A 23,080-nucleotide genomic window follows, 5' to 3' on the forward strand; every position below is an offset into this window, starting at 1 on the left:
GGGATCTGGGGTTGGAGCCGTCGGTGCGGTTGCGGCGTTTGCAGCAGTCGATTCTGGTGGCGGCGCCGGAGACGCCGTTGGCTTCGGAGGGGGCGTTGTCGGGGGTGTCGTCGTCGCGTACGGGTGGCGACGTGCGCTGACCTGCTGGGGGCCGGGGGCGCGGGATGCCGCCACCGGGGTAGGTGAACCGCTCCGGGATCGGTGGAGGCTGGTCTGCCCTGGGTCTGATGGAGTCGGATCGCTGGAGGGCTGACCGTTTCGGCAGCCTCCGGAGGCCGTTATGGCCCGCAGTTGTCCGCCCGGGTCCTGCCGCCGTGTCCTCGATCTGGTCGACTCCGGCCGGAAGGTCGCCGAGGTGGCGGAACCCCTCGACATCAGCGAGCGGACCGTCGACGTCTGGCGAGGACAGCAGCTCATCGGCACCGGGTAGATGCCCGAGGTCCCCACCCGTGAGCGGATCGAACTTGCCCCGGCCCGCAAGCGGATCGCGGAGCGGCAGGCGGAGTTGGGCCCTCCACCGCCAGGGCCGCCGAGCTGCTGAGTGAGGCGACCTCCCCAGGAGGCGGTGCGAAGCCAGCCGTGTGACGGTCGGCGAGGACCATTCCGTGGAGCGGGCTGCCGGGTGCCGCACGTGGCGGAGTCCGGCTACGACGCCTGGCGCGCACGGCCGCCAGTCAGGGGCGCCGTCCTGGGGACCGGTTGGGGACCACACGGCGTGCGCAGTCCCGAACGGCGGAGCCCTCCACGCACAATACGCGCCACAAGAGGATCCGCCGTGTGCGGAAAGCACCCTTGACCCCCACTCCCGGGGGTCAAGGGCTCGCGGGTTCGCCTCCAGCCGTCCCGACGGGAGCCAGTCGCAGGTCAGGGCCGGTTTCGGAGGCGTCCGGAACCGGCCCTGACCATACCCGGGGATCCTGGGGACGACCGCCGGGAGGGCCGGGACGCGCGTCAGGCGAAGGTTCCGTTGTCCTCGCGCGCCGAGGCCGCCGCGTCGGCGAGGTCGTCCAGGAGGTCACGCAGGGCGGCCACGGTCGGCTCGTCCGTGACCCTGCCGTCCGTGATCTTCCGCGCGGCCTGCGGGATGCGCAGGTCCCGCGGGATCACCCGGGCACCCATCACCGTGAGCGTCTGCGACAGCCATGCCCGGGCGTTGTCCCCGCCGGTGATCGCGGTCGACGCGCTGACCAGGGCCACCGGCTTGGCGGCGATCTCCCCCCCGCCGACCAGCCACTCCAGCGCGTTCTTCAGCACGCCGGACGTGCCGTGGGCGTACTCGGGGCTCACGATGAGCACCCCGTCGGACGCGCCGACCGCCGCGCGCAGTTCGGCCACGACGCCGGGCAGCGCGCTCTCCTCGACGTCGGCGTTGAAGAAGGGCAGGCGGCCCAGGTCCGGCCAGACGGCCAGTTCCCGCGGGGCGCTGGTCAGGCCCACCGCCGTATCCAGCACGGACGCGTTGAACGACCCGGATCGCAGACTGCCGCACAGACCAAGGATCTTCATGCCGGTCAGCCTATGTTCCCGAAGGTCACCGGCAGGGAGGAAAGCGCTCGGGAGACGGTGGAGGGACGGTAGGACGGCTCACCGTCCAGGGCCAGTCCGGGCAGCCGCGCGAACACCAGAGGTACGGCGACACGCGCCTCCAGGCGGGCCAGCGGCGCCCCCAGGCAGTGGTGGATGCCGTGCCCGAAGGCGAGGTGGGAGCGCTCGCCGCGGGTGATGTCGAACGACTCGCCGTCGAGGAAGCGGGCCGGGTCGCGGTCGGCCGCGGCCACGCTCAGCGCCACCGCCTCGCCCGCGGGGATCGTGACGTCCCCGACCGTGACCGGCTTGCGGGTGAAGCGCCAGATGGCGTTCTGGATCGGGCCGTCCCAGCGCAGCACCTCCTCGACCGCGTCCGCCCACCGCTCCGGTTCCCGCTGGAGCAGGGCGAGTTGTCCGGGGTGGCGCAGCAGGGCCAGGACGGTGCTGCCGAGCAGGTTGACGGTGGTCTCGTGGCCCGCGGAGAGCAGCAGCGCCAGCATCGACACGAGTTCGTCCTCGCTGAGCCGGTCCCCCTCGTCGCGGGCGCTGACGAGTGCCGACGTCAGGTCGTCACCGCTCTCGGCGCGCTTGCGTGCCACCAGAGCGCGCAGCGTGTCATGGACCTCCTGGAAGGCGGCCATGGCGGCCTCCCTGCTGTCCTCGTCGTTGCTCATCACCGCCTCCACGGCGTGCCGCAGCCGCTCCCCGTCCTCGGCGGGCACGTCCAGCAGCTGCCGGATGACCTCCATCGGCAGCAGCGCGGCGAACTCGGTGGTGAGGTCGGCACGGCCCGAGCCCTCGCCCCGGCGCCGCAGCAGACCGTCGAGCAGGCGGTTCGCGGTCGCCTCGATGCTCGGGGCGAGGGCCTCGATGCGGCGCGGCGTGAACCCCTTGGAGACCAGGGCCCGCAGCCGGGTGTGGCGGGGCGGGTCCGAGACCAGCATGTGGTCGCCCATCCCGATCACCACGTCACCGGTGACCGGGACGCGCTGCTCCTGGAAGGCCGTCCAGGAACCGGCCATGTCCTTGGAGAAGGAGTCGTTGTCGAGGAAGGCCCGGCGGCAGTCCTCGTACCGGGTGAGCAGCCAGGCTTCGACGCCGCCCGGCAGGGTCACCCGGTGCGCGCGTCCCTCCTCGCGCAGCGCGGCGTACGCCGGGTAGGGGTGGGCGACGAACTCGGGGGTGAACAGGGCTTCGGCGGCGCGGGGGCTGACGGTCACGGATGGTCCATTCGGGAGGCCGGGGTCGGCGGGAGGCGGGGTCACCAGGTGACGGGGAGTTCACGGACGCCGTAGAGCACCATGTCGTGGCGGAACGGCAGTTCGTCGAGGGAGCGGGTGGGGCGCAGGGCGGGCAGTCGCCGGAGCAGGCCGCCGAAGACCTCGGTGAGTTCGACGCGGGCGAGGGTGGCCCCGACGCACTTGTGGAAGCCGTGGCCGAAGGCGAGGTGCCTGCCGTGGTTCACGCGGTGGATGTCGAAGGTGTCGGCGTCCTGGAAGACGGTCTCGTCGCGGTTGGCGGCGTTCAGCATCACCAGGACGCCGTCCCCGGCCCGGATCAGCTGACCGCCGACGACCACGTCCTCGGTGACTCCGCGCGGCAGCCCGGCGTGGTTGATGGACAGGTACCGCAGCATCTCCTCCACGGCGCCCGGGAGCAGCGCGTCGTCGCGCCGCAACGCGGCCAGCTGCTCCGGGTGTTCGAAGAGCGTGACCGTGCCGATGCCGATCATCTGCGCCATGGTGTCGTAGCCGCCGAGCAGCAGCAGGGCGGCCATGCCGACGAGTTCGTCGTGGGTGAGGCCCCCGTCGGCGGACCGGGCGACCATCCGGCCGAACAGGTCCTCGGACGGCTCCGCCTCCTTGGCGGTGACCAGCCGGTCGAAGTAGCCCATCAGCTCGCCGGCCGCCCGCACCGCCTGCTCGGGGGTGCTCGTGCGGTCCAGGACGGTGTCGGTGAGGGACACGAACAGCTCGTGGTCCTCGAAGGGGACACCGAGGATCTCGCAGATGGTCATGGCGGCCATCGGCAGCGCGAACTCCCGGACCAGGTCGCCCGACCTGCGGCCGTCGGCGCTCATGCGGTCGACCAGCCCGTCGAGGATGCGGCGCATCGTGGGCCGCAGCGCCTCCATCTGGTTGATCAGGAACTCCCGCGTCACCGTCCGGCGCAGCCGTCCGTGGTCCGGCGGGTCGGCCTGCATGAAGAAGCCCGGCGGCGGGGGCACGTCACCGGTGACGTAGGTGGGGAATCCGGGCGTGCGGGGATCCGAGCTGAAGGCGCGGTGGGTGAGGACGGCCCGTACGTCCTCGTGGCGGGTGACGACCCAGGCGGTGTCCCCGCGGGGCGTACGCACCTGGAAGACCGGGCGCTCGGCGCTGAGCGCCCGGTACTGGGGCGGCGGGTCGAGCGGATGCTCGCGAGGCATCGGGAACTCGGGCAGGACGGTGGTCATCGCGGCGGCTCCGGGCGTGGTGGCGGGGCGTGCGGGGACGGGGGGTTCAGCACGGGGCGATCAGCGGCAGGAGGGCGTCGGTCAGCGCGGCGAGGGAGGTGTTGTCCCACATGATCGTCGGCTCCACCTCGATGCCGTAGTGGTCCTCGATCTCGGCGCAGAGGCCGAGCACGTACACCGAGTCCAGGCCGTAGTCGCTGAGCGGGGCGTCGGGGGCGATCTCCTCGGCCGGGCGGCCGGTCTGGGCCGCCACCCGGCCGCGCAGCCATGCGAGGACCTCGGGGGCGGCCGACTGCGGGGCGTCGGTGGTGAGTTCGGACACGGTGCTCTCCTGGCGGCGGTTCAGGCCCCGGTGGGGCGGCTGTCGAGGTCGAAGGTGAGGCCGGCGTCGAAGCGCCGGACGAGTTCGGTGTGCAGCGGCTCGGCGAGGTGCCGCGGCAGCGGGTCGCGGTGGCGGTCGAGGTGGTTGCCGAGCCGGTGCAGCAGGGCGAGCGGGACGGCCGGGTCCGCCGCGCCGGGCGTGGTCGCGTCGGGGCGGCACCACCAGGTGTTCAGGCACGCCGACGCGGCCAGTACGCCGGTCCAGCGGGTGGTGAGGCCGAAGGCGTACGGGGACGCGTCGGGGCCGATGAGGGTGGGGGCGAGCCCGGATGCGTCCTCGGCGAGCGCCGCCAGCTCCGCGCACCAGGCACGGCCGGACGCGGTGAGGGGGTCCTCCGGGTCCGCGGCCTCGGTGCCGGTGACGAGTGAGCGGGCCAGCGGATCGCGCCCCGCGGCCGAGACGGCGAGGTCGGTGAAGCGGAGTCCGGGCAGCGGCCGGTCGGCGCGGAAGGTGTCCACGGGCAGCGGCGCGGCGGCGCCGGACCGCCAGCCGCGGCGCGCGGTGAGCGGGAGCTGCGCGAGCAGCGCTGACTGGCAGGAGACCCGGGAGGCGTGTCCGAACGCCGACGGCTGCACGTCCCGCAACAGCTTCTGGAACAGGGGCTGTTCACCGTCACGCAGATAGAACTGCGAGCCGAGCAGTTCCGAGAGGCGGCTCACGGCGCGGATCAGGACGATCGGCACGAGCGCCTTGACGGCGCTCGCGTAGACGCCCGCCTGGGCCGGCGCGGTGTGTGCGGCCCGCGCGGCGACCATGGTGAAGGTGTCCGCCAGCAGCAGGTCGGCGAAGACCTCCGTGAGGACCGAACGGGACAGCGCCAGGTCGGCCGCCCGGCCGCCGTAGAGGGTGCGGCCGCGGGCGCCGCGCAGGGCGGTGCGCAGGGCGGTGTCGACCAGCCCGACGGTCATGCCGGGCAGGGCGACGCGGGTCAGCTGGAAGGAGCGCAGGGCGGTCTCCACGCCCTGCCCCGGGCGGCCCACGACGCTGCCCTCGGGTACCGGGCAGTCGGTGAACTCGACGCCGCCGAGCTGCACGCCACGCATCCCCACGGTGGTGAACCGGTCCAGGTGCCGCACGGCGTCGGCGGGCAGGTCCTCGGCGCGCAGGAGCAGCTGGGAGTGGCTGCGGTTGCCCTTGGCCGGGTCGGTGCGGGCGAAGAGCACCATGGTCCCGGCCCGCCGCAGGTTGGCCACGACCTCCTTGCGGCCGTTCAGGCGCAGTCGGCCGTCGGGTCCGGGCAGGGCGGTGAGGGCGGCCCGGGTGAGGTCGTTGCCGTGGTCGAGTTCGTGGTACGCGCAGGCCGCCCGGCCGCCGGACAGCAGCTGCCGGGCGAGCAGGGCGCGCTGTCGCGCGCTGCCGGCCGTCCACACGTTGACGGCGGCCATGAAGGAGCCGGCGCCGTAGCCGAGGCCCAGGCAGGGGTCGCGCCGGTAGACGGCCCGCAGGACGCGGACCAGTTCGTCGAGGCGGCTCAGGCGTCCGCCCAGCTCCGTGGGGACGAAGTGGGCGTTCAGCCCGTAGGCGGTCAGCAGTTCCTCGCCGGCCTGGAGCATCTCACCGCGTCCGTCGGCGGCCAGCACCGCGACGCGGCCGACCGGGTTCGCCGGGTCGCCGGCGTCCGCGAAGAGCTTCTCCAGGTGGTCGGTGTCCTCGCCGGTGGGCGCCCCGGCCACCGGCGGCCGGGGGACGGGTCCGGGTGCGGTTGCCGTCGGGCTCATGCGACCAGCTCCTTCGCCGGTTCCGAGAGCCTCACCGTGGACTCGTACGCCTCCCACGGCGCCTCGTGGCCCGGCCGCAGCAGCTCCAGGGTCCGTTCGAGGGCGGCCGTGAGGAGGGTGACGCGCCGCGCGTCACCGGGGTCCGCGAGCAGCAGGTGGGCGGCGGCGGCGCCCGCGTAGCAGCGTTCGTAGCGGCGGGCGGTCTCGAACGCCTCCGGCGGGGTGTCGCGGCCGGTCGGCCGCGGGGCCGCCATGGCGTCCGCGACCTCCGCGGTCTCCTCGGCCAGGGCCACGGCCAGGTCGTGGACCCGCGCGGGTACGGCACCGGCGGTGGCGAGCGCGGAGAGTCGGCCTGCGGCGGCGGGCAGCGCCTGCACCACGCTGCACCCGGTGCGGCTCACCAGGCGCAGCGCCCCGAAGTCGAGCGGCGGGACCGGTCCGGCGGTGACGGTGGCGGAGAGGCCCGCGCCATCGTGCTCACCGCTGCGGATCCGGCGGGCGAGCAGCGGGAACTGGCTGATCAGCGCGGAGCGGTTCACCGCGGTGCTGCCGTCGAAGATGGCGACGATGCGGTGGTCGCGCTCCAGCTTCTGGAAGTGGCCGTGCTCCAGGTGCCCGGTCAGGAACCCACGGGCGCCGACGAGTTCGGCGAGGTCGTCGATGGCGAGTTGCACGATGTCCGGCACCCCGGCCTTGACGACCGCCGACACCACGCTCATCTCACCGGTCAGGCAGTGGGCCGCGCGCGCCGACAGCAGCGAGGCGGCGTCGGCGAGCGCGAGCGAGGCCGCGGCCCGCCCGAGCACCCGGCGGGCCAGCGGGAGCCGCAGCAGGGTGGTGCCGTACAGGGCGCGCCCGGCCGCGAACGCGTGGGCGAGCCGCAACGCGTGTTCCCCGGCGCCCAGCGACAGGGCGGCGCACACGGTCCTGGTCAGCTGGAGGGAGCGCAGGACGATGTCCAGGCCGTCGCCGACCCGGCCGGTCAGGGCCCCCTCGGGGACGTGCGCGCCGTCGAAGCGGACGCCGCTGATGTCGGCGCCCCGGATACCGTGCGTGGGCTCCTTGGGCAGGGGTCGCCAGTCACCCGGCGCCAGCGCGTCCTTGTCGACGAGGAGCAGGCTGAACCCGCGCGGCCCGCCCCCGGGAGCCGTACGGGCCAGCACCGACACGAGGTGGCCCCGGGTGGCGTTGTTGACGGGCCACTTGGCGCCGTCCAGCCGCCACCCCCCGCCCGGCGCGGGCACGGCGGTCAGCTCACCGGCCAGCAGGTCGCTGCCGTGGCCGGGCTCGGTCAGCCCCCAGGAGACCACCGCGCCGTCGAGGACCCTGGCGGCGAGGTCCCGCCGCTCGTCCTCCCGCCCGGCCACCCAGGTCGGTACCGAGCCCAGGAAGGTCTTGCCGTGCGCGACGGCGACGGTCACGTCCCGGCGGGCCACCGCGCGCAGCGCCGCGACCAGTTCGGGCACACCGCCGGGCACGCCGCCCAGCGCGGTCGGCACGTAGGCGCGGGCGATGCCGCAGGCGTCCAGGACCGCGCAGGCCTCGGTGGGGAACTCCTCCCGGGCGTCCAGCCCGGCACTGGCCGCCGGGTGGAACGGCCCGTCCGCCGCCGCGGCGTCCATGGCGGCCTCCAGCAGGCCGGGCAGGCCGCCTGGCCACTCCGCCGCGCCGCCGCTCACGCGCCCTCCCCGCCCACCAGCGCGCCCACCGTCGGCTCCAGGTGGGCGTGTACGGGAGTGAGGGCGCCGTCGAGGAACAGCCGCCGCATCTCGCCGCGCTGCACCTTGCCGCTGGTGGTCTTGCGGACGGAGCCGGGCCGGAGCAGGACCAGGCCGGCCGTGCGGACCCCGAAGCCCTGGTAGACCGTGGCACGCATGTCCCGGGCCAGCTCCTGGTACTGCTCGTCGGTGAACCGGCCGCGCACCTCGTGCAGCACCACGACCTCCTCCTGCGGCACGGACACCGTGAACGCGGTGCCGGCCAGCGTGGCGAGGACGGGGTGCCGCAGCCGCAGTTCGTGCTCGATGTCCTGGGGGTAGAGGTTGCGGCCGTGCACGATCAGCAGGTCCTTGCCGCGCCCGGTCACGTAGATCTCCCCGTCCTGGAGGGCGCCCAGGTCACCGGTGCGCAGGAACGGCCCCTCGCCGTCGGCGGTGCGGGCGCCGAAGGTGCGCTCGGTGGCGTCCGGGCGGCCCCAGTAGCCCGCGGCCACGCTGGGTCCGCGCAGCCAGATCTCCCCGGTGGTGCCGTCGGGCAGCACCGTGCCGTCGTCCGGGTCGACGATCCGCACGTCGAAGTCCGGTACGTCTCCGCAGCCCACCAGTTCGCGGACCGGCCCCTCGGGCAGCGGGGGTTGGAGGACGTGCTTCTCCAGGGCGTCGGAGTCGACGGCGGCGATCCGGGGCGGCCGTCCGGCCAGGCCGGACACGAACACGGTGGCCTCGGCCATCCCGTAGCAGGGGGCGAGGGCCTCGGCGCGGAACCCGGCGGGGGCGAAGCGCTCGGCGAAGTCGCGCAGGGTGGAGGGCTGGATCGGCTCCGAGCCGTTGGCCGCGAACCGCCACCGGGACAGGTCGAGCCCCTCCAGCTGGGCGTCGGTCACCCGGCGCACGCACAGTTCGTAGGCGAAGTTGGGCGCGGCCGAGTACCCGAGGCCGTAGCGGTCGATCAGGCTGAGCCACTGGTGGGGGCGTTTGAGGAACGCCATCGGTGACATCAGCGCGCAGCTGCTGCCGAGGAACAGGCTGGGCAGCAGCTGTCCCATCAGGCCCATGTCGTGGTAAAGCGGAATCCAGCCGCCGAAGCCGGTGGCCTCGCTCAGCCCGAGGGCGCGGCGCAGGCTGTCGGCGTTGTGCAGCAGGTTGCCGTGGTCGACCATGACGCCCTTGGGGTCGCCGGTCGACCCGGAGGTGTACTGGAGCAGGACCAGGTCCCGGGCCACCGCCGCGGGGTCGCGCCAGCGGTCGGCGGCGCCGAACCCCGCGCTGTCGCTGGCCGCCACGGTGAAGGGGAGGCCCTCGGCGTCGATCCAGCCGCGCGCCTCGTCGAGCTGTCCGGTGTCGGTGAGGGCCACGCCCACCCCGGCGTCCAGCGCGATGCCGGTGACCCGGCGCTGCTGGTACTGGAACTGTCCGGGCATCGGTGAGGGCACCGCGATCACGCCCGCGTACAGGCAGCCCAGGAAGGCGGTGACGAAGGCCAGGCCCGGCGGGTGCAGCAGCAGGACGCGGTCGCCGGGCGCGCAGCGGTCCTGGAGCCAGGAGGCGACGCGGCGGGCCTCCGCGTCGAGGGCCGCGTAGTCGAGGGTGCGGGCGCCGTCGGCCGCGTCGTGGTCGTGGACGAAGGTGACCGCGGCCCGGCCGGGCCGTTCGTCGGCGTGGCGGCGCAGCAGGTGCAGGGCGCTGGGCCCGTCCAGCGGCAGGGGGTCGGTCACGGGGCTGTCCTCTCGGCGCGCGGGGGCAGGAAGCGGGTGGCCTCGAAGTGGTCGAGGTAGCGGCCGACCAGCTCCCGCTCGGGTGGCAGGCAGGTGATGCCCGAACCGGTCAGCGCCGCCCGCAGGTTGGTGGTGTCGAAGACCGGCCTGCTGCCCCCGTACCCGAGGTCCTCGGCCGGCTGGTCGGAGCCGAACAGCGGCAGGAAGCGGGCGAGTTCGTTCTCCTCCCCGCGTTCGACGGCCCGGGTCAGCTCGGCGTACCAGTCGGCGTAGCGCAGTCGGCGCAGCGGGTAGCCGCACTCGTCGAGCAGGTCGACGAGCCGGTCCCAGGCGAGCGGACGGCCGCCCGGCAGGTTGAACGCGGTGCCGTGGCCCTGGCCGCCGAGGGCGATGTGGGCGACCGCCGCGGCGCAGAAGTCGACCGGGGTCATCTCCAGGAACACGTCGAACTCCAGGGCCGCGCCGAGCTGTACGCAGCCCTTGAGAGCGGCGTTGAGGAACGTGTCCTCGGCGCAGGCGCCGGTGGTCTGGGCGCCGGTGATCTGGCCGGGCCGGTAGACGCAGGTGGGCAGTGACCGCTGGTGGGCCTGCGCCATCATGCGGTCGCCGACCCACTTGGTCTGCCGGTACCCGCCGACCACGCCCTCGGGGTCGGTCGCCGCGTCCTCCGGCCAGTGGTGCTCTCCGGGGCGGCCCGGGTAGACCGCGAGGGAGGAGATGTAGTGCACCGGCTTGATCCGGTGCCGTGCCGCGAGCCGCAGCACCTCCTGGGTGCCGAGCACGTTGACCGGTTTGAGCCGCCGGTACGGCAGCGCGTAGCTGGACCAGGCACCGTTGTGGACGATCATCTGCACGTCGCGGGCGAGCCGCCGGTAGGTGGCGTGGTCGAGGCCGAAGTAGGGGCGGGCGAGGTCGCCGGGCACCCCGGTGAACCGTCTCTCGTCGCCGTCGCGCCACACCCCGTACCGCGCCATCGCCGCCCGGACCCGGTCCGCCGCCTGCCGCGGCGTGTCCGCGCGCACCAGGACGTACAGGTGGGCGTCGGACCGGTCGAGCAGCTCCCGTGTCAGGAACGCCCCGGTGTAGCCGGTGCCGCCGGTGAGCAGGACCGTGGTGTAGGGCGCCGGGGCCGGTGGCAGGGCGTCGTCCGACGGGGTGATGTCGGCGGGCAGGACGGCCTCCGCCGCCAGGTCCGCGCCGGTGACCGACCGCGGGTGCCGCCCGCCGTCCGCGGTGGGCGCCGGGCCGTCCTGGGCGCAGAGGTGGCGCGCGAGGCGTTCCGGGGTCGGGTGGTCGAACAGGACGCGCAGGTTCACCTGGAGGCCGGCCGCCGCGCGCAGCCGGGCCGCCATCTGGGCCGCCGTGAGGGAGTCGCCGCCCAGCTCGAAGAAGTTGTCCTTCGCGCCCACGCGGCCGACGCCGAGCAGATCGGCCCAGATGTCGGCGAGCCGGGTCTCCAGGGGCGTCCGCGGGGCCACGTAGGCGGTGCCGGCGCTCTCGCCGTCGGGCACCGCGGGCAGCCGGCCGCGGTCCACCTTGCCGTTGGGCAGCTTGGGCAGCTCGGGCAGGACGATGAAACGGGACGGGACCATCGCCTCCGGCAGCTGGTCGGCGGCGAACTCCCGCAGCCGGGTGCGGAAGGCGGCCCAGGACGTCTGGGCCAGCGGATCGTTGGCCAGGGGCGGGGTGGTTGCGTTCACGGTCGTCACTGCTTCCTCGGCGGCCGGGCCGCCGGCTCGGATGCGGTCCGTCGCGGTGCGCGCCGCGGTCCGGGCCGGGGCTCGAAGACGACGTCGAACTCTCCGGTGCCGCCGGGCCCCGACGGCAGCAGCCGGACGGCACGGCCCCTCCGCTCGGCCAGTTCCGCGAGGTTCTCCGGGTCGACGCCCTGGTCGGCCGAGGTCTCCCACAGCGCGCGCTCCAGCTCCCAGGCGGTCTGGTCGGCGGTCCGCGCGCCGCGCAGCAAGGCCAGGGCGGCGAGGGGGCGTACCAGTCGCCCGTCGGGCAGGCCGGTGACGGTCAGGGACCTGTCCGTGGCGGTGTCCGCCAGCAGTTCCGCGAGGGCGTCGAGACCGGGGAGGTCGGTCCACGGCAGTCGCTTGCCGTCGGTGTCGTCGGGGGCCCGGTCGGGGCCGTACAGGGTCACGTCCCAGCGGAACCGGGTCAGCTCGTTCGCGTGCCGGCCGCGTTTGAGTTCGACGCGCGGGCGGAGGCCGGTGGCCGCCGCGAAGTCCTGGAAGAAGCCGGGGGTCAGGCACAGTTCGCGCTCCTCGGCGAGGGCCCTCACCGAGGCGGCGGCAACCTCCCGGGCGGGGGTGAGCGCGGGGGCCCGGCGCAGCTGGGTGTCCGCGTGGAAGGCGGGCAGCAGGGCCAGGTCCCGGACGTCGCCGACGAAGACGGCGCCCCGGGGGCCGACGACGCGGGCCGCCTCGGTGAGGACGCGGCGCAGGTAGTCGGGGCTGGGGAAGTACTGCACGACGGAGTTGAACAGCACCAGGTCGGCGCTGGCGTCGGGCAGCTCGGCGAGGACCGTGGCCTCGGCCTGGCGGAGCGTGATGTGGCCGGGCAGCGTGCCGCCCTCGGTGACCGACGCCGCGGCGGTGGCCAGGGCGGCCGGGGACAGGTCGAGCCCCAGGTAGGAGCCGGCACCGGGGGCGAGTCGGCGCAGGTAGAGGCCGACGCCCACGCCGACGTCCACGATCCTGGCGCGGTCCGTCCCGCTGATCCGGCGGATGCGGTCGACGGTGTGCCCGAGCCACTCCCGCATCTCGTGCGCGGGGATGGGCCGCTGGGTGTAGCTGCTCAGCCACCCGGCGAAGTCCCGCGTCTCCTGTGCGCCCCGCGTCCCGGAGCCGACGGGAGCCGGTGAGCCGGTGCGCTGCGGCGCGGCGGGCGCGGCGTGGTGTACGGCGGTCACATGGGGTACGGCGGTGCCGGCGGCCACCGGGTCCTCGGTGCCGGGGGTGTCGTGGGGGCTGGCGGCGCGGGTGGCGTCGTCCGTGCCGGGGGTGTACGCCCCCTCCCACACGTCCCGCCAGCGGTCGACGTGGGCCCGCTCACCGTCGGCGTCCTCGTCCCGCGCCGCCGGGGCCACGTAGGCGACGAGCTCCGCCCCGCCGTCCCCGCGCGGCGCGGCGACCACGGCGACCGAGGCGGCCTCGGGATGGCGGGAGAGGACGCTCTCCACCTCGTCGGGCTCCACCCGGTGCCCGAGGATCTTCACCTGGCGGTCGATCCGGCCCAGGAACTCCAGCAGCCCGTCGGCCCGCCACCGCACCCGGTCGCCGGTCCGGTACCAGCGGCCCCCGGCCGTCGTGACGAACCGCTCGGTCGTCAGCTCGGGCCGGCCCAGGTACCCCTCCGCGACACCGTCGCCGCCGATCCACAGCTCACCGGCGACGCCCACGGGGACCTCGCGGCCGTCCCCGGCGACGACCCGCACGGCCGTGTTGGCGATCGGCCGCCCGATCGGCAGGGCGGTGGCGTCCACGTCCCGTTCGCGGTCGAGTTCGTGGACGGCCGACCAGATGGTCGTCTCCGTCGGGCCGTACATGTTGAACACCCGGACCCGGGGCAGCGCCATCAGCAGCCGCCGGGCCAGCCCGGAGGGGAACGCCTCGCCGCCCACCAGCAGGGCCCGCAGGGGGCGCAGCGCGGAGAGGACCTCCGGCTGGGCCGCCACCGCGGCGAGGAAGGAGGGGGTCGCCTGCACCAGGGTGACGAGATGGCGGTCGAGGAGGTCCCGCAGGGAGTCCTCGCCGTCGGCCGGGGTGAGCCGCTCGATCATCCGCTCACCGCCCACGACGACGGCCGCTCCCCGGGTCAGCGGCCACAGCAGTTCGAGCACGGAGATGTCGAACGAGACGCTGGTGAGCGCGAGGACGACGTCGTCGGCCCCGAGCCCGATCCGCCGGTCCATGCCGGCGAAGAAGTTGCCGACGTTGCGGTGCCGCAGCACCGTCCCCTTCGGGCGGCCGGTGGTGCCGGACGTGTAGATGACGTACACCGGGTCGTCGGCGCGCGGGCCGTCGTCCAGCGGACCGGCGGGTCGCGCGGCGATCCGCGGCGCGTCCAGGTCGAGCCGTACGACGGCGCCCGCGGCCGGGTCCCGCGGCCCGTCGGCGTCGGTGACCAGGCAGTCCAGCGCGGCGTCCGCGGCGATGTAGCGGAGCCGCTCGGCCGGGAAGCCGGGGTCCATGGGGACGTATGCGGCGCCCGTGCGGGCGATGGCGAGCAGGGTGATGACGAGGTCGGCCGAGCGTCGCACGCGCACGCCGATCCGGCCGCCCCGCCGGGCGCCGCCCGCCCGCAGATGGCGGGCGAGCCGGGCGGCCCGCTCGTCCAGTTCGGCGTAGCTGAGGCGGGTACGGCCGTCGACGAGCGCGAGGGCCCGCGGGGCGGCGGCGATCTGCCGGTCGATCAGCCCGCTGACGGTCGCGCCGGTGTCGTACGGCACCGCCGTGTCGTTCCAGGCGTCCAGCAGGGCCCTCTCGTCCGCGCCGCGCAGGTCCGTGACCGGGGCCGCCGCCGGGTCGGCGGCGAGCGCGTCCAGGGCACGCGCGTAGTAGCCGACCAGGCGGTCGCAGAAGCCGGTGTCCAGCAGGGAGGTGTCGCAGTCCAGCCAGAGTCGCAGCCGGCCGCCCGCCGGGTCCACCAGGAAGTTCACGGCGAGCGGGAAGTTGGTCTCCGCGATCCCGAAGCCGTCCTGGATCGCGGCGTCGGAGCCCCACCGCTGGTGGAAGTCCATGAAGTTGACGTACGAGTCCAGGGCGAGGCCCGGGTGATCGCGCAGGACGCGGGCGAAGGGGTAGCGGCGGTGTGGCAGCGTGCGCTGTTCGTGCGCGTGGACCTGGCGCGCCAGGTCCAGCCAGCTGCCGCCGGACACGGTCAGCCGCAGCGGCAGCGTGTTGAGGAACACGCCGATCGTCTGGTCCCCGCCGTCGCTCTCCAGCCGCCCGTGCGTGACGACGCCGGTGAGCACCTCGTCGCCCGGTGCCACCGCGTGCAGTACGACGGCGTGGGCGGCGGCGAGCAGGGACTTCACGGGGATCCCGGCGGTCCGTGCCGCCTCGCTGACCCGGGCCCCCGTCGTCTGTCCCAGCGGCACGTCGAACCGCCGGTGCCGGGCCCCGGCCGGGCGGCCCGTGGCACGGGTGGGCAGCGGTGCCGGCTCGGCTCCCGCCAGCTCCCGGTCCCAGAAGGCGCGGTGCTCGGGGCGCTCGGCCGCCCGCCGTTCCGCGGCGACGAACTCCCGGAAGGTGGCGGGGACCTCGGGCAGGAACAGGTCCTCCCGCGAGAGCGCGGCCCGGTAGCGGGCGACGATCTCGTCGAACATCGCCGCGTCGCTCCAGCCGTCCAGCACCACATGGTGTTCGACCACGCTCAGCTGGAACGCCTCCCCGTCCAGCGGATGGGCTGTGAAGGCCAGCAGCGGGGCCGTGGTCAGGTCGAAGTCACGGTGCTTGGCCGCGTCGGCCCACTCGGCCAGCCGGGCGTCGCGCTCCCCGGGGTCCGTGCCGCGCAGCGCCTCGTCGACGGCGAGGGGGACGGTTACGTCCCGGTGCACCAGCTGGAGCGGCTCGCTGAAGCCGGTCAGGTGGAACGAGCTGCGCAGCGCCGGGTGGCGCCGGACGGTGGCGTCCAGCGCGGCGCGCAGCGGCCGTTCGTCGAAGGGCAGCCCGACGCGGACGCTGGTGACCACCCGGTAGACCGACGAGTTCTCCTCGTACGCGGCGTGGAAGACCATGCCGGACTGCATACTGCTGAGCGGATGGGCGTCGTCCAGGCCCTCGGGCAGCAGGTCGCGGTCGGGTGCGGACAGCAGCGAGAAGGGGCGGGTGCCCGGTCCGGCAGGGGTGTACGGCCGGGTGCGGCGGGCCAGCGCGCGGACGGTCGGCGCGTCGTACAGGTCCGGCAGGTCGAAGGTGCGCCCGGTGTGTTCCAGGGCGGTCCGCAGCCGGATGCTGAGCAGGGAGTCGCCGCCCAGCGCGAAGAAGGAGGCGCCGAGGTTGACGCGCTCCGCGCCGAGCACCGCCGCGAAGGCGTCGTGGACCTGCTGCTCCACGTCGTCGCGCGGTCCGGTACCGTCCGCCGTCCCGGGCGTACCGGCGTCGCCGGAGGAGGCGGGGACGGCCAGCGCGCGCCGGTCCACCTTGCCGTTGGGCGACAGGGGCAGGGCGTCGAGCAGCACGATCGAGGACGGCACCATGTACTCGGGCAGCCGCGTGGCCAGGGCCGCCGTCAGCAGCTCCGCGTCGGCGCCGGGGGCCACGACGTGGGCGAGCAGCCGGCGCTGCCCGTCGGGCTGCCGTGGGGCGGTGACGACAGCCTGCTCGACGCCGGGCAGCGCCAGCAGCGTCGACTCGACCTCACCCGGTTCGATGCGGAAGCCGCGGATCTTGACCTGGTGGTCGATCCGGCCCCGGTACTCGACCGTGCCGTCCTCGCGCAGCACGGCCAGGTCGCCGGTGCGGTACAGCACGCCCCCGCCCGGTGTGTACGGGTCCGCGACGAACCGTTCCGCGGTCTGCTCGGGCCGGTTGAGGTAGCCTGCGGCGACCTGCACGCCGCCGATGTGCAGTTCCCCGGGCACGCCGAACGGCAGGGGCTCGCCGCCCGGGTCGAGGACGTACAGGCTGGTGTTGGCGACGGCGCGGCCGATCGGCACCGGGCCTTCCGCGTGCCGCTCGGTGCAGCGCAGGTGGGTGACGTCGATGGAGGCCTCGGTCGGCCCGTAGAGGTTGTAGAGGCCGGGGGCGTCGGCCGGGGGGCCGTACACGGCGAAGAACCGGGCCACGGTCTCCGGCCGCAGCGCCTCGCCGCTGCACACCACGCGGCGCAGCCCGGGCAGCGCGGCGGCCCCGGGCTCGGCCAGGAAGAGGTCGAGCATCGGCGGCACGAAGTGCAGGGTGGTCACCCCGTGGTCCCGGACGGCCGCGGCCACCGCCCTGGGGTCGCGGTGGGCGCCGGGGGCGAGGAGGTGCACCCGGGCGCCGGCGAGCAGCGGCCAGAAGAACTCCCACACCGACACGTCGAACGTGAACGGTGTCTTCTGCAGCACGCACTCGCCGGGTTCGAGGGCGTACTCCTCCTGCATCCACAGCAGACGGTTGACCACGCCGCGGTGCGGCACGGCGACGCCCTTGGGGGTGCCGGTCGACCCCGAGGTGTAGATGACGTACGCGAGGTCGGCGGGGCCGCCGACGGGCGGCGGGGTGTCGGCCGGGGGCGGGGCGGGCGGCAGCTCGTCGACGGCGATGACCTGGACCCCGGTACCGGCGCCGTCAGCGAGCCGCGCGGTGGTCAGGACGGTGGTGACGGCCGCGTCCGCGATCTGGAAGGCGACACGCTCCGTGGGCAGTTCGGGATCCAGCGGCAGGTAGGCCCGGCCGGACATGAGGACGGCGAGCAGGGAGACCACCAGGTGCACCGAGCGCTCCTGGTACACGCCGACGACCGTTCCCGGTGCCACCTCCCGCTCACCGAGGTGGCGGGCCAACCGGCTTGCGCGCTGGACCAGTTCACCGTAGGTCAGGGCCGTCGTGCCGTCGGTGGCGGCCACGGCGTCGGGGGTGCGGCGGGCCTGGGCCTCGACCAGCTCGTGCAGCCGGGCGTCCGGGGCGTAGTCGCGTCGGCGTGGAGCGCCCGCGGCGAGCACGGCGCGCCGTTCGTCGTCGTCCGCCAACGGCAGGCGACCCACCGGCAGTGCGGAGTCGGCGAGCGCCGCGCGCAACAGGGTGAGCAGTCGGCGGCTGTGGGCGGCCAGGGCGCCGGGAGAGTGCCGGTCGGGGTTGGCGTCGGCGTTCAGCCGCACCCGGGTGCCGCGGGCGTCGGAGAAGATGTCGAAGCGCAGGTCGTCGACCGGCCCGGAGGACAGGTGGTGCGCGGTGCTCGGCACGTCCCCGAAGAACACCTCGGCGTCGAAGGTGACCACGTTGACCGTGGTCCCGGCGAGCGGCTCGCGGCGCCCCTCGGGGAACAGCTCCCGGTGCAGTCGCTCGCCGCGGAAGCGCTGGTGGCGCAGGGCGCGGCCGAGTTCCCGTGACACGTCGGCGGCCACCTCGGCGAAGGAGGCGGCACGGGGCACCGCGACGCGCACGGGCAGCTCGTTCGCGAACATGGCCGGGGTGCCGATGGCCGCGCTGCTGGGACGGGCGGGCAGCGGCACCCGCAGCACGGTCTCCTCGCTTCCGGTCAGCCTGCCCTGGTAGGCGGCCACGGCCGCGACGAACAGCGTGGAGGGGCGGGCCGCCAGCCGCCGGGCGGTGTCCCGCAGCAGCGCGGTGTCGGCGGGCGGGAGATCGGTGGTGCGGCGCAGCAGCCCGCCCGTGGTGCCCGTGTGCCGCTCGCCCAGGCTCACCGGGGCGGGACGGTCCGCGAACCGGTCGAGCCAGTAGGCGCGGTCGCGGGCGAAGGCGGGTGTGTGCGGGTACGCCGCGTCCTCCTCGACCAGGGTGCGCAGCGGCAGGGGGCGTACGGCGGGGGGTTCGACGCCGGTCGTGAGGGCGGTGTAGACCGCGGCGACGCGCCGGACGTGGACCGTGTGGCCGAGGCCGTCCATCACCACGTGGTGGTAGCGCAGGTACAGCAGCCAGCGGTCGGCGGACTCCCGGATGAGCACGTGCCGGACCAGCGGGCCGGCCGTCAGTTCCACCGGTCGGGAGAGGTCGGCGCGCATCCATGCCTCGGCGGCGTCCCGGGGGGCTTCGGCGGCCGACAGGTCGAGGACGTCGAGTGGGTCGTGCGCGGCGGGGGACAGCACGGTCTGGCCGGGGCCGTCACCGTCGTCGTCCAGCCGTACGCGCAGCGCGTCGGCCTCGGAGAGCGCGACCGCCACCGCGTGGCGGAGCCGCCCGGGGTCGACGGGACCGTGGATCTCCAGATAGCTGGCGCAGTTGTAGCGCGGGTTCGCCGGGCTCAGCCGCTGTGCGGCCCACACGCCTGACTGCGCGGCGGTCAACGGCAGACGAATCCCCCGGTCAGCGTCTGGCATGTCGATGGGACTCTCCCCCGTAGAGATGGCTTCGCGGCCCTGCGGACGCACTCCGCGGCCCCTGCAAAGCTGTCAAAGGATCGGGAAACCAGCCACTACTTGTTCGAGTAGTTGACGGGTGAAAGCAGACTGGGGTAAGGCGCCGTGCGGGCTCCGGGTACGGCGCTGCACAGGGCCTGGATTTCGCCTCGCAACCCACTAGAAGAACCACGGGGACATGGCCTTCTTTCTGCCCTGGCCGGTTAGTGTCGGTTGGCTCGCTCATGACAGGTGGCTCGTGAACGTAGGTCAGAAGCGCTTGCTGCACCAGGCACGCAGGGGGAGAAATGAAGCTGCACGGCCGTGTCCATGAACAGGGACTAATACGCCAGCGGTTACACCGGACACGGCGTGGGCGGAGCGACTTGATTCTGCTCAACGGTCCGAAAGGTTGCGGAAAGACCGTTTTGGTCGATCGAGTTTCGGATATCGCGCGCCAGGCCGGTTTTGATGTGCTGCACGGCCCTGTGACGCGGCACGGAAGGCTGTTGCTGGCGGCCTCCTTCGTATCTGACTCGATCGGTTTTCAGGCATTCTCCGGTTCGGTCGGGCAGGACGCCGCCGCGCCCGGTCCCGGCCTCCTCGACGAGGTGCTCGACGCCGAGTTGCCGGGCCCTGCGGCCACGGCCCGGCCCGTGCTCATCGCCCTGGACGATGTCGCCTGGGGTGATCCCGGTGTGCTGGCCGCCCTGCGCGGACTGCCCGCCGCGTCGGCCCGTCGGGTGCTGTGGCTGCTGTCGGGCACCGGAGGACCGGCTCCGCACGCGCTGTCGCGGCATCCGGACACCGTCGCCCTCACGCTCGGCCCGCTGCGCCGCCGGGACGCGCTGCGGATGGCCGAGGACCGGCTCGGCGGATCGCCGGACGCTTCGGTCGAGCACCTGATCACGGCCTGCGGTGGCCATCCCGCTCTGTTGGCGGCGGTACTGGACGAGTTGGTCGCCTCAGCCGGCTACCGGGTGTGCGGCGGTGTCGCCGCTCTGACGCAGACGTCACCCCCGCCGCACGTGGTGACCGCGCTGCTGCGCGCGGACCCCCGGCTGTCCGGCCCGGCCCGGGACCTCCTGTGTGCGGTGGCCGCACGGCACCTCCCGCCCCGGATGAGCCAGTTGGTTCACCTCCCGGACGGCCGGGCGGTGTCCGCGCTCGGCTCCGCCCGCGAGGCGGTGGAAGCCGGTGTGCTCGTCCTTGACGGCGACCGGCTGCGATTCCGCCACCCGCTGCTGCGCCAGGCCGCCGGCCTGCTTCGGCACGAGCGGTCGGCGGACGAGGAGGAGCGCGATCCGCTGAGTTCCACCGAGCGGACTATCGCCCGCCTGGTCGCCACCGGACTGACGAACCGTCAGATAGCGTCCCGCGTCAACCTGTCACCCCACACCGTCAACTTCCACCTCCGGAAGATCTTCCAGAAGCTCGGCGTCTCCTCGCGCGTCGAACTGGTGGGGGCCCGTCTCCACCTGCTGCGAGCCGCGTCGGACACCGACCTCACGCCCCCCACCCACGAAAGCAGGCCGGCACATGCAGGATGACAAGTCCGTCTCGGTCACCGACCGGAGCGAGCCGACGGACACCGCGGCGGACGGCGCCGGCCCACCGCCGCTGCCACCCGCGCGGGTCAGGGCGATGGTCCTGGTCGCGATGGCCGCCACGTTCATGGCGATGATGGACTCCTACATCGTCAACGTCGCCATCCCCTCCATCCGCGCCGACCTCGGCGCCTCGGTCTCCGCGGCGGAGATGACGGTCGGCGGCTACGTTCTGGTGTACGGGCTGTTCCTCGTCACCGGCGGTCGGCTCGGCGACATCCTGGGCTACAAGCGGATGTTCCTCACCGGCCTCGGCCTGTTCACCGTCGCCTCGCTGTGCTGCGGCATCGCGCCGGACCCGGGGACGCTGATCGCGTTCCGCTGTCTCCAGGGCCTCGCCGCGGCGCTGTTCTTCCCGCAGATCCTCTCCATCATCCAGACGTCCTTCACGGGCACCCGGCGTGACCGGGCCCTCGCCCTGTTCGGCGTCACCATCGGACTGGCCGCGATCACCGGCCAGATGATCGGCGGCGTCCTGGTCCACCTGGATCTCTTCGGCTGGGGCTGGCGCCCGGTCTTCCTGGTCAACCTGCCCCTGGGGCTGGCCGCCATCGCCGGTGCCGCGCTGACCATGCCCGGCGCCCGCGGCACCCGGCGACCCCGGCTGGACCTGCCGGGCGTCGGCCTGCTCACGCTGGCGCTGTTGCTGCTGTCCTTCCCGCTGGCCGAAGGACGTGCGGCTGGTTGGCCCGTGTGGTCCTTCGTGATGATGGCGCTCTCCGTGCCGTGCTTCGGCGCGTTCGGCTGGTGGCAGCGACGGCTGTCCGAGCGCGGCGGACAGCCCCTGGTCAACCCGCCCCTGCTGAGGCTGCGCGCCTACCGCTTCGGCAACGCGCTCTTCCTCGCGTTCTTCGCCTGCAACGCCGGGCTGTTCTTCGTGCTCGCCGTCCAGTTGCAGAGCGGCCTCGGCTACTCGGCCCTCGAGTCCGGCCTGCTGTTCGCCCCGCTCGGCGTCGCCTTCACGGTCACCTCCATGGCCCTGCCGAAGATCATGCCGCGGCTGGGTCCGCACGTCCTGACCGCCGGGTACGGGCTCAACGCCCTCGGCTACCTGCTCCTGCTGTGCACGGCGCTGGCCGCGGGCGACTCGCTCTCGGGGCCGCTGCTGGTCCCCGCGCTCGTCGTCGTCGGCGTCGGCCAGGGCCTGGGCGTCAGCCCGCTTCTCGGCGCCGCGCTCACCGGCGTACCACCCCAGGAGGCCGGCAGCGCGGCGGGCGTGCTGGAGACGGCGGGCCAGCTCGGCATGTCCGTGGGCATCGCCCTGGTCGGCCTGGTCTACTTCAGCACCCTCGGCGACGGTGCCTCCCGGCACGCCTACGCGCACGCCTTCACCGTGACGTTGGTGCTGAACCTGGCGTTGTCCCTGCTCGCCCTGGCGTGCGTGCCCCCACTGCGCAGGGCCGCGGCGGCGGTGCCGGCCGGCGCTTGAGAACGCGGAGGGCGGTCAGCCCGCCCGTGCTCCGTGCCAGGCGCCTGGTGGTGTGCCGCAGTCCTCGCACACGGGGACTGCTGCCCCTGGCTCGTCCCGCCTGGAGACATTCGCAGGCCAAGGGCCGGTTTCGAGAACATTCGAAACCGGCCCTTGGCCTTTCTCGATCCCTGTCCGTCCACGGCCGGGGCGTACCCGAACCGGGTGTTCATCCGGTACTGCCAGGTCGCCACGCTCGCGTGCACGAACGTCGGGGGCTGCCGGAAGCTCACCCCGGGGTACGGCAGGGGTCCGCCGCCGGGGTTCACCTCGCCGTTGAGGACCCGGGCGTAGAGGGCGCCGGGGCACTCCGTGGAGTGGTGGTCGCGGTGTCCGGTGATGGCGCGGGCCGCGCCGCCCGACACGCGCAGGCGGTTGACGCCGTACCGGATGGCGTCGATGAGCTGGGGGGTGATGGTGTCGTAGGTGGTGGCGGTGCCGCCGGTGAGCGCGCACACCGCGTACCAGTCGTCGTTGCCCTGGGTGGTGCCCTGGGCGGCGGTCCGTACGTACTCGCCCCTCGGGCGTCATCGTGCAGGTGTTCTCGATGTGGGGATCACCGTGGAAGGCGGACAGCTTCGGTTCGTCGTGCTGATCGCGGTCGGGGTGGAGGGTTTGTGTGTATCTCGATGGGGGTCGAGGAGTCGCGGTGTCAGCGGCGGCCGTCGCGGGGGAGCGGCTTTCCGCTGGGGGCCGAACTGCCGACGCCAGTCGGACGACCTGTCCGCCTTTGTCGTCGGTCAGTTGCCGGGTTGTCGTGCCGGGGAGGCGCCAGCCGTCCTCACAGTTGAAGCGCTGCTCGTTGAGCTTTTCGAGGAGAGCCGTTTTGTCTTCGTGGAGCACCACGCGGGTCCGTCCACGTTTCGTTGACTCTCCGTGGCTTCGGCTGCCGTGGTGTTGTGGGGCTTTGTTCTCTCGTAGTACTGATAGGGGCCAGCACATGCCGTCAGAACAGCCAAAAACTTCATCAAGTCACCGCGGCTTGCCCCGTCCGCGCGCGCAGCGGGCTGCCGCCTGCCGTCAGAATCCCTATCCTCAGCCCGTATCGAGAATCGAGAGGGGTGGGTTGTGGAGGGATAGCTTGTCGGGGCTGTTGAACGTGTTTCAATGCGCGATTGGAGGGGGTGCACGCCGCCCCCGGCTCGTCCGTCCGGTGCTGCCTGCAGTCGCCGGTGAGCGCCGCGAGTAGATGCAGGGTTTAGGAGGATTGGTGGTGGTTGTGGTGGCTGTTTGGTGGGCTGTGGTGGGTGGCGTGGTGGGGTAGGGGGGCCGCTGTTTGGGGGTGCTGTTGGGTCGCCGTTGGGGGGTGGTGGGGGTGGGTGTGTTGGTCGTGGGTGTATGAAACCGCCCATGCGGTTTGTTAGTGTGGGTGTGTGGTTTGGTGCTGGGGTGTGTTTGTGTGGGTTTGTGGTGGTGGGTGGGTGGCTGTTGGTCGTCTTAGGTGTACGTTGCATGGGGCGTGAGGTGTCGGTGTCTTGCC

12 protein-coding genes are annotated in these 23,080 nt (G+C 73.8%); 3 read left to right on the forward strand and 9 right to left on the reverse strand.

All coding sequences use genetic code 11. The annotated features are described in order from the left end of the window. Positions 1-280 precede the first annotated feature (280 nt). Positions 281-430 carry a hypothetical protein gene (locus tag ABZ659_RS34675; RefSeq protein WP_360228593.1) on the forward strand — a complete coding sequence of 50 codons (150 nt, stop codon included), beginning with the start codon at positions 281-283 and terminating at the stop codon, positions 428-430. A 521-nt stretch (positions 431-951) separates the two neighbouring features. Here ABZ659_RS34675 and ABZ659_RS34680 read toward each other — a convergent pair. Genes ABZ659_RS34680 through ABZ659_RS34720 form a run of 9 tightly spaced genes read right to left on the reverse strand, consistent with a single transcriptional unit; the run spans position 952 to position 18,507 of the window. Beyond that, positions 952-1,506, reverse strand: coding sequence for an NADPH-dependent FMN reductase (locus ABZ659_RS34680; protein ID WP_360228596.1), 555 nt, complete (start codon positions 1,504-1,506; stop codon positions 952-954). A gap of 5 nt (positions 1,507-1,511) precedes the next feature. After that, positions 1,512-2,747 carry a cytochrome P450 gene (locus tag ABZ659_RS34685; protein ID WP_360228599.1) on the reverse strand — a complete coding sequence of 412 codons (1,236 nt, stop codon included), beginning with the start codon at positions 2,745-2,747 and terminating at the stop codon, positions 1,512-1,514. 41 nt (positions 2,748-2,788) lie between these two features. Beyond that, entirely contained in the window at positions 2,789-3,982 is a 1,194-nt protein-coding gene (locus ABZ659_RS34690) for a cytochrome P450 (RefSeq protein ID WP_360228602.1), read from the reverse strand. Positions 3,983-4,028: 46 nt separating this feature from the next. Beyond that, positions 4,029-4,304, reverse strand: coding sequence for an acyl carrier protein (locus tag ABZ659_RS34695; protein WP_360228605.1), 276 nt, complete (start codon positions 4,302-4,304; stop codon positions 4,029-4,031). A 20-nt stretch (positions 4,305-4,324) separates the two neighbouring features. Beyond that, positions 4,325-6,082, reverse strand: a complete 1,758-nt coding sequence (locus ABZ659_RS34700; protein WP_360228608.1) for an acyl-CoA dehydrogenase — start codon at positions 6,080-6,082, stop codon at positions 4,325-4,327. Beyond that, on the reverse strand, positions 6,079-7,761 hold the full coding sequence (locus tag ABZ659_RS34705; protein WP_360228611.1) for an acyl-CoA dehydrogenase: 1,683 nt from the start codon (positions 7,759-7,761) through the stop codon (positions 6,079-6,081). The genes ABZ659_RS34700 and ABZ659_RS34705 overlap by 4 nt, the downstream gene beginning before the upstream one ends. Next, the gene (locus ABZ659_RS34710) at positions 7,758-9,515 is read right to left on the reverse strand and encodes a fatty acyl-AMP ligase (protein ID WP_360228614.1); all 1,758 of its coding nucleotides are present in this window, start codon (positions 9,513-9,515) and stop codon (positions 7,758-7,760) included. The genes ABZ659_RS34705 and ABZ659_RS34710 overlap by 4 nt, the downstream gene beginning before the upstream one ends. Next, positions 9,512-11,215: a thioester reductase domain-containing protein gene (locus ABZ659_RS34715; RefSeq protein ID WP_360228617.1), complete on the reverse strand. Its 1,704-nt coding sequence runs from the start codon at positions 11,213-11,215 to the stop codon at positions 9,512-9,514. Before ABZ659_RS34715 ends, ABZ659_RS34710 begins: the two co-directional genes overlap by 4 nt. 5 nt (positions 11,216-11,220) lie before the next feature. Beyond that, a complete protein-coding gene (locus ABZ659_RS34720) occupies positions 11,221-18,507 on the reverse strand; it encodes an amino acid adenylation domain-containing protein (protein WP_360228620.1) in 7,287 nt (2,428 codons plus the stop codon). 326 nt (positions 18,508-18,833) lie between these two features. Here ABZ659_RS34720 and ABZ659_RS34725 point away from each other — a divergent pair, with 326 nt between their 5' ends. Together ABZ659_RS34725 and ABZ659_RS34730 are read left to right on the forward strand one after the other, a co-directional pair. Further along, positions 18,834-20,075 carry a LuxR C-terminal-related transcriptional regulator gene (locus ABZ659_RS34725; RefSeq protein ID WP_360228623.1) on the forward strand — a complete coding sequence of 414 codons (1,242 nt, stop codon included), beginning with the start codon at positions 18,834-18,836 and terminating at the stop codon, positions 20,073-20,075. Further along, positions 20,065-21,561 carry an MFS transporter gene (locus ABZ659_RS34730; RefSeq protein ID WP_360228626.1) on the forward strand — a complete coding sequence of 499 codons (1,497 nt, stop codon included), beginning with the start codon at positions 20,065-20,067 and terminating at the stop codon, positions 21,559-21,561. The genes ABZ659_RS34725 and ABZ659_RS34730 overlap by 11 nt, the downstream gene beginning before the upstream one ends. Positions 21,562-23,080 lie beyond the last annotated feature (1,519 nt).

The sequence above is a fragment of the Streptomyces sp. NPDC006997 genome (genome assembly GCF_040635175.1).
Taxonomy (GTDB): Bacteria; Actinomycetota; Actinomycetes; order Streptomycetales; family Streptomycetaceae; genus Streptomyces.